11 protein-coding genes are annotated in these 13,378 nt (G+C 70.5%); 1 reads left to right on the forward strand and 10 read right to left on the reverse strand.

Features of this window, described 5'->3' with window-relative positions; all coding sequences use genetic code 11:
- Positions 1–382: 382 nt before the first annotated feature.
- From VGC13_RS08920 to VGC13_RS08955, 8 genes are all read right to left on the reverse strand, one after another.
- Positions 383–1,339, reverse strand: a complete 957-nt coding sequence (locus tag VGC13_RS08920; RefSeq protein WP_331124890.1) for a diacylglycerol kinase family protein — start codon at positions 1,337–1,339, stop codon at positions 383–385.
- A gap of 163 nt (positions 1,340–1,502) precedes the next feature.
- Positions 1,503–2,903: a glucose-6-phosphate isomerase gene (locus tag VGC13_RS08925; RefSeq protein WP_331124891.1), complete on the reverse strand. Its 1,401-nt coding sequence runs from the start codon at positions 2,901–2,903 to the stop codon at positions 1,503–1,505.
- 1,020 nt (positions 2,904–3,923) lie between these two features.
- Positions 3,924–4,700, reverse strand: a complete 777-nt coding sequence (locus tag VGC13_RS08930) for an MBL fold metallo-hydrolase (protein ID WP_331124892.1) — start codon at positions 4,698–4,700, stop codon at positions 3,924–3,926.
- A gap of 130 nt (positions 4,701–4,830) precedes the next feature.
- Positions 4,831–6,249 (reverse strand): pyruvate kinase, encoded by a 1,419-nt coding sequence (gene pyk, locus VGC13_RS08935; RefSeq protein ID WP_331124893.1) that lies wholly within the window; start codon positions 6,247–6,249, stop codon positions 4,831–4,833.
- A gap of 262 nt (positions 6,250–6,511) precedes the next feature.
- On the reverse strand, positions 6,512–7,789 hold the full coding sequence (locus VGC13_RS08940; protein ID WP_331124894.1) for a glycosyltransferase: 1,278 nt from the start codon (positions 7,787–7,789) through the stop codon (positions 6,512–6,514).
- Between the two features lie 65 nt (positions 7,790–7,854).
- A complete protein-coding gene (locus tag VGC13_RS08945; RefSeq protein WP_331124895.1) occupies positions 7,855–8,004 on the reverse strand; it encodes a hypothetical protein in 150 nt (49 codons plus the stop codon).
- Between the two features lie 97 nt (positions 8,005–8,101).
- Complete coding sequence (locus VGC13_RS08950) at positions 8,102–8,917, reverse strand: NAD-dependent deacylase (protein WP_331124896.1); 816 nt, start codon at positions 8,915–8,917, stop codon at positions 8,102–8,104.
- Positions 8,914–9,288 carry a hypothetical protein gene (locus VGC13_RS08955; RefSeq protein ID WP_331124897.1) on the reverse strand — a complete coding sequence of 125 codons (375 nt, stop codon included), beginning with the start codon at positions 9,286–9,288 and terminating at the stop codon, positions 8,914–8,916. Before VGC13_RS08955 ends, VGC13_RS08950 begins: the two co-directional genes overlap by 4 nt.
- A gap of 238 nt (positions 9,289–9,526) precedes the next feature.
- Here VGC13_RS08955 and VGC13_RS08960 point away from each other — a divergent pair, with 238 nt between their 5' ends.
- Positions 9,527–9,748 carry a hypothetical protein gene (locus VGC13_RS08960; RefSeq protein ID WP_331124898.1) on the forward strand — a complete coding sequence of 74 codons (222 nt, stop codon included), beginning with the start codon at positions 9,527–9,529 and terminating at the stop codon, positions 9,746–9,748.
- 352 nt (positions 9,749–10,100) lie between these two features.
- Here the strand turns inward: VGC13_RS08960 and VGC13_RS08965 are convergent, their stop codons facing one another.
- A complete protein-coding gene (locus VGC13_RS08965) occupies positions 10,101–10,730 on the reverse strand; it encodes a DUF402 domain-containing protein (protein WP_331124899.1) in 630 nt (209 codons plus the stop codon).
- On the reverse strand, positions 10,693–12,963 hold the full coding sequence (locus VGC13_RS08970; RefSeq protein ID WP_331124900.1) for an NADP-dependent malic enzyme: 2,271 nt from the start codon (positions 12,961–12,963) through the stop codon (positions 10,693–10,695). Before VGC13_RS08970 ends, VGC13_RS08965 begins: the two co-directional genes overlap by 38 nt.
- Between the last annotated feature and the right edge of the window lie 415 nt (positions 12,964–13,378).

Genomic DNA, 13,378 nt, shown 5'->3' on the forward strand with positions numbered 1-13,378 from the left:
CGAAAGACGCCGTCGCCGAACCTGAACCCCTCGGCATCCCAACCTCCCCCAGCAGTTTTGGGGGAGGTGCGAGCCTAAGCGAGCGGAGGGGGCGCCGCGGACGCAGACCACAGCCCGTCGCAGCACGACCCGACCATCTAACCCCCCCCGCCGGGCGCCACCTCGGCGAATGAATTCGCGGCTGGGACAACGCGATGTCGGCCTGCGCCGACGGGTGTGCGCCGTACGGATGCCACGGTGTGCTGGTGAAGCCCCGCGCAGTTTGCGGGGCTTTCCGCGGTGGTTGCGGCGAGTTCACTCGCTCCCGCGCGGCACCGGCCGAAGCACCCGCCGTTGCAGGCTATTCCCTATTCCCTGTTCCCTATTCCCTATTCCCTGCCGTTCACGGCGGATGCGGAATCAGCACCGTCACCCCGCCCTTCACCGCGCGGGCGCTCAGGGGCGTGTGGCCGATGGGCTCGCCGTCCACCTCGGTGACGGCGGGAGGGTCGGCGTGGACGGTGACCTGGGAGGCCTGGAAGTAGATGAGCTTTTCGTCGCCGGCAAAGCGGCCGCGCAGCACGCGGAACGCCAGCGCGGCCACGTCGGCCACCGTGCGCGGGGCAAAGATGCACACGTCCAGCTTGCCGTCCTGGTAGCTCACGTCCGGCGCCACCGTCACCTGCACGGGGGGGATGGTGTTGGCCTGGAACTGCCCCATGTTGGCCAGCAGCACCATCGCCGCCTTCACCTTGATCTCCTTGCCGTCGGCCACGATGCGAAAGCGGTGGCGCGGCGGCTTTACCCCCACGCGCAGCCCGGCGTAGATGTACGCGCCAAAGCCCCAGCGGTCCTTGAGCTCGCGGGTGGCGCCGGCCATCACCGCCGCGTCCCATCCGGCGCCCGCCGCCAGCGCGAAGTAGCGCCCATCATCGAGTTGCCCCAGGTCGATGGGCGCCGGCAGCCCGTTCACCGCCACCTCCACCGCCGCCTCGATGTCGGTGGGAATGCCCAGGTTCGACGCCACCTGGTTGGCGGTCCCCTTGGGCACGATCCCCACCGGCACGTCCGTCCCGGCCACCCCGGTAATCACCTCGCCCACGGTGCCGTCGCCGCCCACGGCCACCACCGCGCGGTAGCCGTGCGCCACCGCCTCCTTCGCCGCGCGCTGTGCATCCCCCGCCCCGGCGGTCTGCAGCACGTCGAAGCTGGCGCCGCGCACGGCAAAGGCGCCCGCCAGCAGCCGCAGCACCCGCTCGGTGTCCTGCTGCCCCGCCGCGGGGTTGATGACGATGAGCGTTCGCGAGCCCGGCTGGATGGCCGGCTTGTCGGACGCGGGGACGAGGGGTTTGGCGGTCAAGCAGGCTTTCTGCGCAAGAGAATGTCGGCGGTGAACGATGAGTAACGGTGCCTGGTAGCGAGTATCCAGTGCCGAGAATAGTACCTAGTACCGAGTACCTAGTACCGAGTACCTAGTGTCGAGCACTCAGGCACCAGGCACTCGGGACTAGGCACTTGATCCTTCACCTCACCACGAACGCGTCGTCCTTGGGCGTGCGGCCTTCCCACTCGGCCTTCGCCTGGTCGAAGCCCGGGCGGCCCATGATGCCGTACGTCAGCTGCTTGCCCAGCTCCACCCCCGGCTGGTCCATGGGGTCGATGCCGTAGAAGTGCCCCGCGTACACGGTGGCGATCTGCAGCAGCATCATCAGCCCGCCCAGGGAGCGCGCGTCCACGCGGGGGACCTCGATCGTCATGTTCATCCGCCCGCGCTGCGCCAGCGCCGCCTCGGTGGCCAGCATCTCGGTGCGCAGCAGCTCGCCCAGGCTGTGGCCGCCCAGGTACGCCAGCTCGGCGTGCTGGGGATGGGCGGAGGGGATCTGGATGTCCTCCGCGCCCTCGCGCTCCGTAAGGAACGTGATGGTCTTGTCGAACGGGCCCTCGACGTACAGCTGCACCTGCGAGTGCTGGTCGGTGGCGCCCAGCGACTTTACGGGCGTGGGGCCGGCGAACACCTCGTCGCCGCCGCGCGTGCGCTGCTTGCCCAGGCTTTCGGCCCACAGCTGCCGGAACCAGTCCGCCACGTCGCGCAGGCGGTCGGAGTAGGGCATCATTACGTGGATGGGCGCCCTGGCCTCCGTGTCGGCCAGGTACTGCAGGGCGGCGAAGAGGCCGGCGGGGTTGGCGCGCAGGTCGGCCGTCTCGCACCGCTCCACCATCTCCCGCGCCCCCGCCAGCAGCTCGCCGATGTCGATTCCCACCATCGCCGCGGGAAGCAGCCCCACGGCGGAGAGGACGGAGAAGCGCCCGCCCACGTTGGCGGGAACAGGAAGCGTGGCGACCTCCTCCTCCCCCGCCAGGGCGCGCAGCACGCCCTTTTCGGGATCGGTGGTAAAGAGCAGGTGGCCGCGATACGCATCGCCCAGCTCCGCCTGCAGCCGCTCGCGGACGATGAGGTACTGGCTCATGGTCTCGGCCGTGCCGCCGCTCTTGGAGATAACGTTGAACAGCGTGCGGCGCAGGTCCACGCGGTCCAGGAAGGCGCCGAAGGTGGCCGGATCCACGTTGTCGAGCACGTACAGCCGCGGATAGAACTCGCGCGCCTCGTCGTCCAGCTCGTTCCAGTACGGGTGCAGCAGCGCCGTCCGCAGCGCCACCGTCCCCAGCGCGCTTCCGCCGATGCCCAGCACCACCACGTTGCTGAACGCCTGTCCGCCGCCCTCGGCGAACTCCTGGATGCGCTGCACCGTGTCGCCGCCGTCGGCGAGGGCGTAGAAGCCCAGCTCGCCGGATTCGCGGCGGTGCACCGTGTCGACGTGCGCCTGGCGAAAGCGGTCGCCCATGGCGTCCAGCGCCGCCGGGTCGATGCCGCGCCCGCCCAGCCGCGGAGCCAGCATGTTGTTGTAGTCGAGGACGATGGACATGGCGTCGGAGTGCGTGAGTGCGAAAGACGAAGTGCGAAAGACGAAGTGCGTGAGTGCGTGAGTGCGTGAGTGCGAAAGTGCCCAAGGCGCCGGATCCGTCTGCGTCGGCGGGGGCCTCACCCGCTCGCTCAGGCTCGCACCCTCTCCCGCAACGGGCCCGCAACGGGAGAGGGTATAGACATCGCAAAAACCTCCGCAGGCGTTCCCGCGGGTGCGAGGGTATCACAGCCCCGCGCGGCCAGGCGAATGAATTCGCGGCTGGGACCACGCGATATCGGCCTTCGCCGACGGGTGTGCACCGAACGCAAACGACGGTGTGCCGTTGAAGCCCCGCGCAGTTTGCGGGGCTTCCCGCTTTTCCAGCCGCGGGTTCACCCGCCCGGGACGAAACCCGCCGCCGACGCCCTGTTCGTTCCGCGCCCGACCGTCCGATCCCGCCCGCGATCCCGTCCGCCGATCCACCCAGGCGAATGAATTCGCGGCTGGGACCACGCGATGTCGGCCTGCGCCGACGGGTGTGCGCCGCGCCGCGTGTTGTGGTGTGCCGTGGATGCCCCGCGCGGTTTACGGGGTTTTCCGCGTTTGTTACGGCGAGCGGGGGTTCACCCGCCCCACGAGAAGACGCCGTCACCGAACCTGAACCCCTCGGCATCCCAACCTCCCCCAGCAGTTTTGGGGGAGGTGCGAGCCTAAGCGAGCGGAGGGGGCGCCGCGGACGCAGACCACAGCCCGTCGCAGCACGACCCAACCATCTAAACCCACCGCCGCCGGGCGCCACCTTGGCGAATGAATTCGCGGCTGGGACAACGCGATGTCGGCCTGCGCCGACGGGTGTGCGCCGTACGGATGCCACGGTGTGCTGGTGAAGCCCCGCGCAGTTTGCGGGGCCTTCCGCGTCGTTGCGGCGAGTTCACTCGCTCCCCCGCGCGTCACCAGCCGAAGCGCCCGCCGTTGCTGGCTGTAACCTGTCCCCTATTCCCTATTCCCTATTCCCTGTCCCTATTCCCTATTCCCTGCCGTTCAAACCTCCACCTCCAGCCCGTCGTACGCCGCGAACACGCCTTCCGGCAGGCGCGCGTCGAGCTCGGCGTGGCTGGCGCGGTGGCTCAGGTGCGTCAGGTAGGTGCGCTCGGCGCCCACGGAGCGCGCGGCCTCGACCGCCTCTTCCACGCTGAAGTGCGTGGGGTGCGGATTGCCGAACCAGAGCGCGTTCAGCACCAGCACCCGAACCCCCCGCAGCGCCTGCGCCGTTCGCTCCGGCAGCTGCTTGCCATCCGTCACGTATCCCAGGTCCCCCACGCGAAAGCCGTACACCTGCAGCGGCCCGTGCGGCACCGGAAGCGGCGTGACGTCGAAGCCGGCGATTCGCACCGGCTCGTACGCGCGCACCTCGGTGATCTGCGCCTCGGGTTTGCTGGTGCCCTCCAGCGGGCGGATCCGATGGTCGAACACGTAGGCAAAGCGCTCGCGCAGCGTGGCCGCGCAGTCCGCCGCCGCGTACACCGGCAGCGGAGCGCGGCCGCGCTCCGAGAACACGCGCACGTCGTCCAGGCCGTGGATGTGGTCCGCGTGGCAGTGGGTGAACCAGATGGCGTCCACCATGGGCACCCCCGCCGCCACCAGCTGCAGCCGCAGCTCCGGCGGCGTGTCGACCAGCAGCCGCCGGTCGCCCTCCGTGACCAGCGCACCGTGCCGCGTGCGCCGGTCGCGCGGGTCCTCGCTGGTGCAGGTGGCGCACCGGCAGCCGATCACCGGCACGCCGAAGCTGGTGCCGGTGCCGAGGAAGCGGAGCCTCACGACGAAACGGAAGTGCGGGAGTGCGTCAGTGCGTCAGTGCGGAAGTGAACGGCGCCGGCTCGCGCGCCGGGCCCGAACCCGGCGTGGAAGCCACTCCCGCACTCACGCACTTCCGCACTCACGCACTCCATCAAACCACCGAAACCTGGATCAGGTTCGTCGTCCCCGGCTGGTGCATGGGAAGGCCGGCGGTCACCACCACGCGGTCGCCGGGCTTTGCCAGGCCGCGCTTGATGGCCTCTTCGCGCCCGCAGGCCAGCATCTCGGTAAAGCTGGCCTCCACCGAGCAGATGATGGGGATCACCCCCCACACCATCGCCAGCTGGCGGTACGTGGGCTCGTTGTCGGTGATGGCCAGGATGGGCACCGGCGGCCGGAACGACGACACCACGCGCGCCGTGCTGCCGCTGGTGGTGAAGGTCAGGATCAGCGGCGACTTCAGGCGGCGCACCGCCTCGACCGTGGCGCCGGCGATGGCCCGCTCGGTGGGCGTGGTGCCGTCCTCGTCGGCGACGATGGCGATGTCGTAGTGCGGGCCGCTCTCCAGGATGTGCGAGTCCTCGATCTCCTGCGCGATGCGCGCCATGGCCTGCACCGCCTGCACCGGGAACTTGCCCGTGGCGGTTTCGGCGCTCAGCATCACCGCGTCGGTGCCGTCGATGATGGCGTTGGCCACGTCGCTCGCCTCGGCGCGGGTGGGGCGCGGGTTCTCGATCATCGACTCCAGCATCTGCGTGGCCGTGATCACCGGCCGGCTGGCGATGTTGGCCATCTGGATCATCCGCTTCTGCGCCAGCGGCACCCGCTCGAAGGGCAGCTCCACCCCCAGGTCGCCGCGGGCCACCATGGCGGCGGACGAGACCTCCAGGATGGCCTCCAGGTTCTCCAGCGCCATCCCCTTCTCCACCTTCACCACCACCAGCGGCCCGCCGGGGGGAATGCGGCTCACCAGGTCCTTCACGTCCTCGGCCGAGCGGACGAAGGAAAGGGCCACGTAGTCCACCTGCTGCTCCAGCGCGAACTCCAGGTCGCGCAGGTCCTTTTCGGTGAGCGACGGAATGCTGACGGCGGTGCCGGGAAGGTTGATCCCCTTGTTGCTGGTGAGCGTGCCGCCGTGGATGACGCGCATGGCCACCCGCGGCGGCTGCACGTCTTCCACGATCAGCTCCATCAGCCCGTCGGCCAGCAGCACCACGTCGCCCACCTCCACGTCCTGCGCCAGGCCGGTAAAGGTGGTGGGCAGCTCGTCGCCCGTGTGCTCGCCCTCGGGGGCGAACACCAGGCGGTCGCCGGGCTTCAGGTCCACCGGCTCGGGAAGCACGCCCACGCGGATCTTGGGGCCCTGCAGGTCGCCCAGGATGGCCACGGGCCGCCCGGCGCGCGTGGACGCCGCGCGCACGTTGCGGATGGTCTCCGCGTGGCGCTCCAGGTCCCCGTGCGAAAAGTTGATGCGGGCCACGTCCATCCCGGCCTGGATCAGCGAATCGATCCGATCCGGCGACCAGGAGGCGGGGCCCAGCGTGCAAACGATCTTGGTGCGTCTATGCATCGTGAACGGACGTCCGTTTTCTGCGCCAGCGCGGGCAAGGACCGGACCGCGGCCCCTCGACCCGTCGTCCGGGTGAGCCGGACAACTTGCCACCTCTGCGCCGCCACGCAAGGGCGCGGCCTCCCTCGTGACACGAATTCGTCAGAATTGCTGACAAAACGCACGCGCCCGCCCCCCGGATCCGGGTGGCGGGGCAACGAAGATGGCGGAGCAGGTCCACCGGACGCGGGCGGACTCGCCCACCGGCCGGCCGAGGCGGCCGTCAGGGCAGCGCGAGAAAGTCGTCCCGCTCCGGCGCCCCTCCCGCGAGTTCGCCGGCACCCGCCTTGCCCGGGGCGGCGGCGAGCCGGGCGCGCATTTCCCGCGGCGTGCGCCAGCCGGGGTCGCGGGCGGCGGCCTCGTCCAGCAGGCGGCCGGCGAGTACGGGGTTTCCAGCCGCGAGCGCCACGTTCGCGGCGCCGTACCAGCACGCCGCATCGTCCGGGCTGGCCGCCATCCCTTCGCGAAAGCGCGCCAGCGCCGCGGGCCCGTCGCCCATCGCCAGAAGACAGCTTCCCAGCTTGTATGCGCGCGTCTCCGCGGGCAGGTACAGGTCGCCGGGAATCCATTCCGTCACCGCGTGCGGGTCCAGCGACCCGCGCACGCGGGCGTACGCCTCCGCCGCCTCCGCGTAGCGCGCCAGGGCGAACAGCGCGTCACCCCGCAGGTAGTGGGCAAGGGACTGAAAGGCGAACGCGGCCAGGCTGCCCTCCACGTGCGCCAGCGCGTCCGCCGGGCGCCCCAGCCGCAGCGCCAGCGCCGCGCGCATGGCGTGCGCGGACGCACGCTGCGGGGCGGGGTGCCGCGGGTCCCCGGCGATGGCGGCGAACTCCGCGTCCGCCGCGGTGTGGCCGCCCAGGTACCAGACCGTCTTGGCGCGGTAGTAGCGCGGCCATGGGTCGCCGGGGTGCGCCGCGACTTCCGCGTCCAGCAGCGCCAGGTAGCGGCGCTGCTTGGCGGCCAGCACCTCGTCCGTACGGCTGCTGACCAGGTGCGTCAGCCGCGGCCGGTGCGTGCCGCGGACGGTGAAGCCCGCGTCGCGGATGGTGTCGCCCGGCCGCTCGTGCACGCGACCCACGTAGCGAATGCCGGGATGGCGCCGGAAGAGCCGCACCATGCCGATGGGGTAGCGCTCCGTGCGCCCGGTCTGCGGATGGCGGACCACGTCCTCGCGCTCGACCAGGAAGCCGCCGGTCTCCGCCTCCGCCTCCAGCACCAGCGGGCGCAGCGCCTCCCCGCCGATCAATCGCTCGTCCGCGTCGGCCACCAGGATCCAGTCGCCCGTCGCCGCGGCGATCCCCACGTTCCGCGCGGCGGCGAAGTCGTCGTCCCACCGGTGATGCAGCACGACGCAGCCGAACTCGCGGGCAATCCGCACGGTCTCGTCGCGCGAGCCGGTGTCCACCACCACGATCTCATCCACGGCTCCCTGGATGGAACGCAGGCAGTCGGCAAGGAAGCCCGCCTCGTCGCGGGTGATCAGGCAGGCGGAGATGCGCACGGAGACAGCGGGCGGGATGAAATGCGGGGCGCGCCGCGGGGGATGCGGCGCGCCCCGTCTGCCGATCAGGAGTGGTAGAACGCCGAGAAGTCCTGCTGCTCCAGCGCCGCGGCCGGGATGGGGGGCTGCATCCAACCTGCCAGATCAGCCTCGAACGCGTCCAGCGCGGCATTCAGGTCGGCGGCCGAGGCCGCGGGGTCACGGGAGATCGCCATGGGCTCCTTGGGGGTGAAGATGAGGGGGAGAGTCTTTGCGTCCGGTGACGGGAGAGGGGTCCGGACGAGCCCAAGGTGCTTTGGTTCCCGGGCCGCGTCAAGCGTCTCCTCGCGCACGTTCCGGCACGTCTCGCGGCGGGCGATCCGCTCGCGATCTGGCCTGCGCCACGGCATCCACCAGCGCCGGCAGCACCTCGCCGGACGGCCCCTGCAGAAAGACGTCCGCCGCGTGGGTAAGCTCCGACGGCTCGGGGTTCACCTCGATGATGCGCGCACCGTGGCGGCGGGCCACCAGCGGCAGCTCCGCCGCCGGCCACACCGTGCCGCTGGTGCCGATGATCAGCAGCACGTCGCACCGCTCGGCCAGCGACCAGGCGCGCTCCACCGCGTCCCTGGGCAGCATCTCGCCAAACCACACCACGTCCGGCCGCAGCGGCGAGCCGCAGAGGGGGCACGGCGGCGGGTCCTGCTCATCCCCCCTGGCGTACGGCGGCAGCGGGCCGTCGTACGGGTGGCCGCGGTCCAGGCACTTTACCCGGCGGATGTTGCCGTGCAGCTCCACCACGTCCGCCGATCCGGCCTCGGTATGCAGCCCGTCCACGTTCTGAGTGACCACGGTGAGCCTGGGCACGTGCGCCTGCAGGTCGACGAGGGCCAGGTGGCCGGGGTTGGGGCGCGCGTCGCCCACCCGCTCGCGGCGCCACGCGTACCAGCTCCACACGCGGCGCGGGGCGGCGCGAAAGCCGGCGACGGTAGCCAGCTCCTGCGGGTCGAAGCTGGACCACAGGCCTTCCATGGCGTCGCGAAAGGTGGGGATGCCGCTCTCCTTGCTCATCCCCGCCCCGCTGCTGACCACCACCCGGTGCGCGCCCGCCAGCATTCGCGCCGCGCGCTGCAGCCCCTCCGGCGTCATGCGCCCTCCCCGCGGAACTCCGCCACCACCTCGATGGCGCCCACGATGGCGTCGTTGAACGCGTCCATCTCTTCCGCGGGAATCCAGTGCTCCTGGTGCGCCCGCGCGCCCGCCGTTTCGACGGGGTAGCGCGCCAGGAAGTCGCTGCGCACGCGAAAACGGGTGACGTAGCCCACGTTGCCGGAGGCGGCGTCCCTGGTGTTCCAGTCGCGCGCGATCTGCACCGCGTACGCCTCAGTGGTCACGGGGTAGAAGATGGGCTGATGCGCCAGCCGCGGCGGAAACGCGCGCCAGCCGCTCGCCTCGATCAGCTCCAGCTCTTTCCGGCCCACGGGGCGCCAGAGGACGGTGGTTCGTGGCTCGTCGTTCATCGGGGAAGGCAGGTGCCAAGGGCGAATGAATTCGCTGCAACAACCACACGAAGGCCGCCTTCGCGGACTGTCGGGCGATGGTGTTGGGGCGCGGCTCCGTGCGCGACCATGCTGATCTGAGAACGGCCGCGTTTTTGCATAATTTGTCGCAATCGGTTACCAGCCGGATACGATGGCTCGTGCCCAACCGGCCCGGTGGACAGACACGCCGGGCACACCCGCAGCGGAGGATTGTCGCATGCAACGTAGCAAGACAGTGCGCCAGGGGCTGTTCGGAGCAGCGGTCACGCTGGCTTTGGGCTTCGGCGCGATGGAAGCCGTGGCCGCGCCCGGGGCTACGGCCGGCGCCACGGCTGTCTGCACCTACACCTTCGCCAGGCAGTGCAACCAGAACTGCCAGAGCTGGGGCTACGACTACGGCCTTTGCGATCCGGAAACCGGTATGTGTATCTGCGAATGATAGCCCTGGCCGAGTGAGCACTCCTCTCCCGCGGGGTCTGCGGGAGGCGTGAAGGGTGAATGGCTGTCGCAGTTGAAGCCCCGTCCGGCGAGTGCAACGAGCCCGGACGGGGCTTTCCGCTGTCGTTGCGGCGAGTTTACTCGCTCCCGCGAGGCGGGTCGCTCCGGGGCTGAAGACCACCTCCGCTCCCGGAGAGCACCTCCCGCGCCCGCCCCACCCCAGGCGAATGAATTCGCGGCTGGGACGACGCGATGTCGGCCTTCGCCGACGGGTTTGCGCCGCACGGAATGCCACGGCGCGTCGGTGAAGCCCCGCGCAGTTTGCGGGGCTTTTCGCAGTCCCAGCGGCGGCTTTAGCCGCTCACGCGAGGCGGGTCGCTCCGGGGCTGAAGACCACCTCCGGGCACGCCAAGCACCTCCCGCGCCCGCTCCACCGTCCATTCGCGCACCCGCGCGGGCGGCCACGTTCCTTCCCGCGCGTCATCCGCCAGGCGCTCGGCTTCGGCGAGGGCGCGGGCGGCGGTGGGGGCGTCCACCCAGCCGGCGGCGAGGGCGGCGTCGAACTCGTCACGGTCCAGGATCTCCACGGCGCCGTCCGCATCCACCCACACGTCCAGGAACAGGTCCGTCGTCTCCCACTTCGTGCCGTCCATCCGCACCGGCGTGAGGATGTTGGCGTAGACGCCGGTAAAGGTGCCGTCCGCCAGGTGAAAGCGGCCGACGTCGTGCCACACGTCGCCGCGCCAGGTGAACCAGACCACGGGCGCGCCGGGCTCCAGCACCACGCGCCCGCCCGCCATCACCGGCGCCTTGAGCGCGGCGGACGGAAGATAGGTGACGACGCAGCCGCCGTCGTCCTCCACCACCGGCTGCTCGAAGACCGTCACCCGGTCCGGCGGGCGGCGGTAGTGGATGGCGACGGCGTCGCCCGGCGCGTAGGCGCGCTCAGGCACCGGCGTGGCGGCCCGCGTGCTCCTGCGCATCCACCACGGCCAGCGCGGTCAGGTTCAGCACGTCGGCCGCCTCGCTGCCGCGCTGCAGCACGTGGATGGGGTGCGCCATCCCCAGCAGGATGGGGCCGAACGCCTCGGCCCTCCCCATGCGCCACATCAGCTTGTAGGCGATGTTGGCGGCGTCCAGGTTGGGGAAGATGAGGACGTTGGGCTTCTGGTGCAGCGTGCTGAACGGGTAGTTCTCGCGGCGAAAGTCGTCCAGCACCGCCGTGTCGGCCTGCAGCTCGCCGTCGATCTCGAGCTCCGGCGCGCGCCGCTTCACCAGCTCCGTGGCCAGGCGCACCTTGTCGCTCTGCGGGCTGCGCACCGAGCCGAAGTTGCTGAACGACAGCATCCCCACCCGCGGCACCACCCCCAGCCGCCGCACGAAGTCCGCCGACAGCAGCGCGATCTCGGCCAGCGTCTCGGCGTCGGGGTCGATGTTGACCGTGGTGTCCGCAAAGAACACCAGCTCGTGCTCCAGCACCATCATGTACAGCCCCGCCACCCGGCGCACCCCCGGCGCCGTGCCGATGGCCTCGAGCGCGGGGCGGATCGTCTCGGGATAGTACATGTCCTCGCCGGCCAGCAGCCCGTCCGCGTCGCCCATCAGCACCATCATGCAGCCAAAGAAGACGGGCTCGCGCATCCGCTCGCGCGCCTGCACCAGCGTTACGCCCTTGCGCTGGCGGCGGCGAAAGAACTCCTGCGCGTACCGCTCGCGGCGCTCCGGGCCGGCCCACGGGTCCACGATCTCGGCGCCGTCGATGGAGACGCCCAGCATCTCGGCCCGCTCGCGGATGAAGTCCGGCCGGCCGAGGAGGATGGGACGGGCGACCTCCTCCGCCAGCACCAGCGCGCAGGCGCGGATGATCCGGTCGTTCTCGCCCTCGGGGTACACGATGCGGCGCGGGTCGCGGCGGGCGCGGCGCATCATGTCGCGCATCACCTCGCGGCCGCGGCCCAGGCGCGCGATGAGCTCGGCCCGGTACTGCTCGATGTCGATCTGCACGCGCGCCACCCCCGTCTCCATGGCCGCCTGCGCCACGGCGGGGGCCACGAACAGCATGATGCGCGGATCGAACGGCTTGGGGATCAGGTAGTCGGCGCCAAAGCGAAAGCGCTCGTTGCCGTACGCCTTTTCCACCGACTCGGGCACGTCCAGCCGCGCCAGCTCGGCCAGGGCGCGGGTGGCGGCCATCTTCATCTCGTCGTTGATGGCGCGCGCCCGCACGTCCAGCGCGCCCCGGAAAATGAAGGGAAAGCCCAGGACGTTGTTGATCTGGTTGGGATAGTCCGTCCGCCCCGTCGCCACCATGGCGTCCGGCCGCACCGCCAGCACGTCCTCGGGCAGGATCTCGGGATCGGGATTCGCGAGCGCGAACACGATGGGCGCCTCCGCCATCCCCGCCACCATCTCCTTCGTCACCGCGCCGGCGACCGAGAGACCGACGAACATGTCCGCGCCGCGCAGCGCGTCCTCCAGCGTGTGCAGGTCGCGCGTGGTGGCGAAGCGGCCCTTGTATTTGTCGAGATTTCCACGATCCGCGCGGATGACACCCTTGCTGTCGGTCATGGCGATGTTCTCGCGGCGCACCCCCAGCGACACGTAGTGCTCGGCCGTGGCGATGGCCGCCGCGCCCGCGCCGCTGAAGACCACCTTGAGCGACTCGATGGGCTTGCCGCTGATCTCCAGCGCGTTCAGCAGCGCGGCGCCGCTGATGACCGCGGTGCCGTGCTGGTCGTCGTGAAAGACGGGGATGTCGAGGCGCTCCTTGAGGGTTTCCTCGATGTAGAAGCACTCGGGCGCGCCGATGTCTTCGAGGTTGATGCCGCCCACGGTGGGCTCCAGCATCTCGCAGAAGCGGATGATCTCGTCGGGATCCTTGCTGGCGACTTCGATGTCGAACACGTCGATGTCGGCGAACCGCTTGAAGAGCACGCCCTTGCCCTCCATCACCGGCTTGGCCGCCAGCGGCCCGATGTCGCCCAGCCCCAGCACCGCCGTGCCGTTGCTGACCACGGCGACCAGGTTGCCGCGCGCCGTGTACTTGAACACGTCCTCGGGGTTGGCGGCGATCTCGCGGCACGGCTCGGCCACGCCGGGGCTGTACGCCAGCGAAAGGTCCCGCTGCGTGCTGGCCGGCTTGGTGGGAACCACTGCGATCTTGCCCCGCCTGCCCTGGCTGTGGTAGTCCAGCGCGTCCTGCCGCTTGTTGGACATGCTTTTATCTGCCTTGCGTTTGCGTGGAGCCTGCGTTGGGTCTGGTGCGAGGGGACAGACTGGGGCGGGGGGCGGGGGGTGTCAAGCGAGCGGGTGAAGGGGTGAAGGGGTGAGCGGGTGAAGGGGTGAGCGGGTGAAGGGGTGAGCGGGTGAAGGGGTGATGGGGGTGATGGGGGTGATAGGGGTGATAGGGGTGATAGGGGTGATAGGGGTGATAGGGTGAGGCGGCGCGTTTCCGCGGGGTCCGCGCGACGCCGCCCACCACGGGCTAAAGCCCATAGTTGTCGAAAGTTAAGTTTGTGGGGCTGGTTCGGGGATCCCGAAGGCGATCCGCAGGGCTCCGTCTACCCATGCGCGCAGATCGTGGGCGAACCAGGCGCGCACTGATCGCCAGCCACGGTCGATCCCCGTAAGC

This window comes from Longimicrobium sp. (assembly GCF_036399255.1).
GTDB lineage: Bacteria > Gemmatimonadota > Gemmatimonadetes > Longimicrobiales > Longimicrobiaceae > Longimicrobium.

Excerpts from the sequence above, each read along its gene's own strand:
- VGC13_RS08960 (WP_331124898.1), top strand. The coding sequence starts at position 9,527 with ATGCAACGTAGCAAGACAGTGCGCCAGGGGCTGTTCGGAGCAGCGGTC.
- VGC13_RS08955 (WP_331124897.1), bottom strand. The coding sequence starts at position 9,288 with ATGAACGACGAGCCACGAACCACCGTCCTCTGGCGCCCCGTGGGCCGG.
- VGC13_RS08925 (WP_331124891.1), bottom strand. The coding sequence starts at position 2,903 with ATGTCCATCGTCCTCGACTACAACAACATGCTGGCTCCGCGGCTGGGC.
- VGC13_RS08950 (WP_331124896.1), bottom strand. The coding sequence starts at position 8,917 with ATGACGCCGGAGGGGCTGCAGCGCGCGGCGCGAATGCTGGCGGGCGCG.
- VGC13_RS08965 (WP_331124899.1), bottom strand. The coding sequence starts at position 10,730 with ATGCGCAGGAGCACGCGGGCCGCCACGCCGGTGCCTGAGCGCGCCTAC.
- VGC13_RS08970 (WP_331124900.1), bottom strand. The coding sequence starts at position 12,963 with ATGTCCAACAAGCGGCAGGACGCGCTGGACTACCACAGCCAGGGCAGG.
- pyk (WP_331124893.1), bottom strand. The coding sequence starts at position 6,249 with ATGCATAGACGCACCAAGATCGTTTGCACGCTGGGCCCCGCCTCCTGG.
- VGC13_RS08945 (WP_331124895.1), bottom strand. The coding sequence starts at position 8,004 with ATGGCGATCTCCCGTGACCCCGCGGCCTCGGCCGCCGACCTGAATGCC.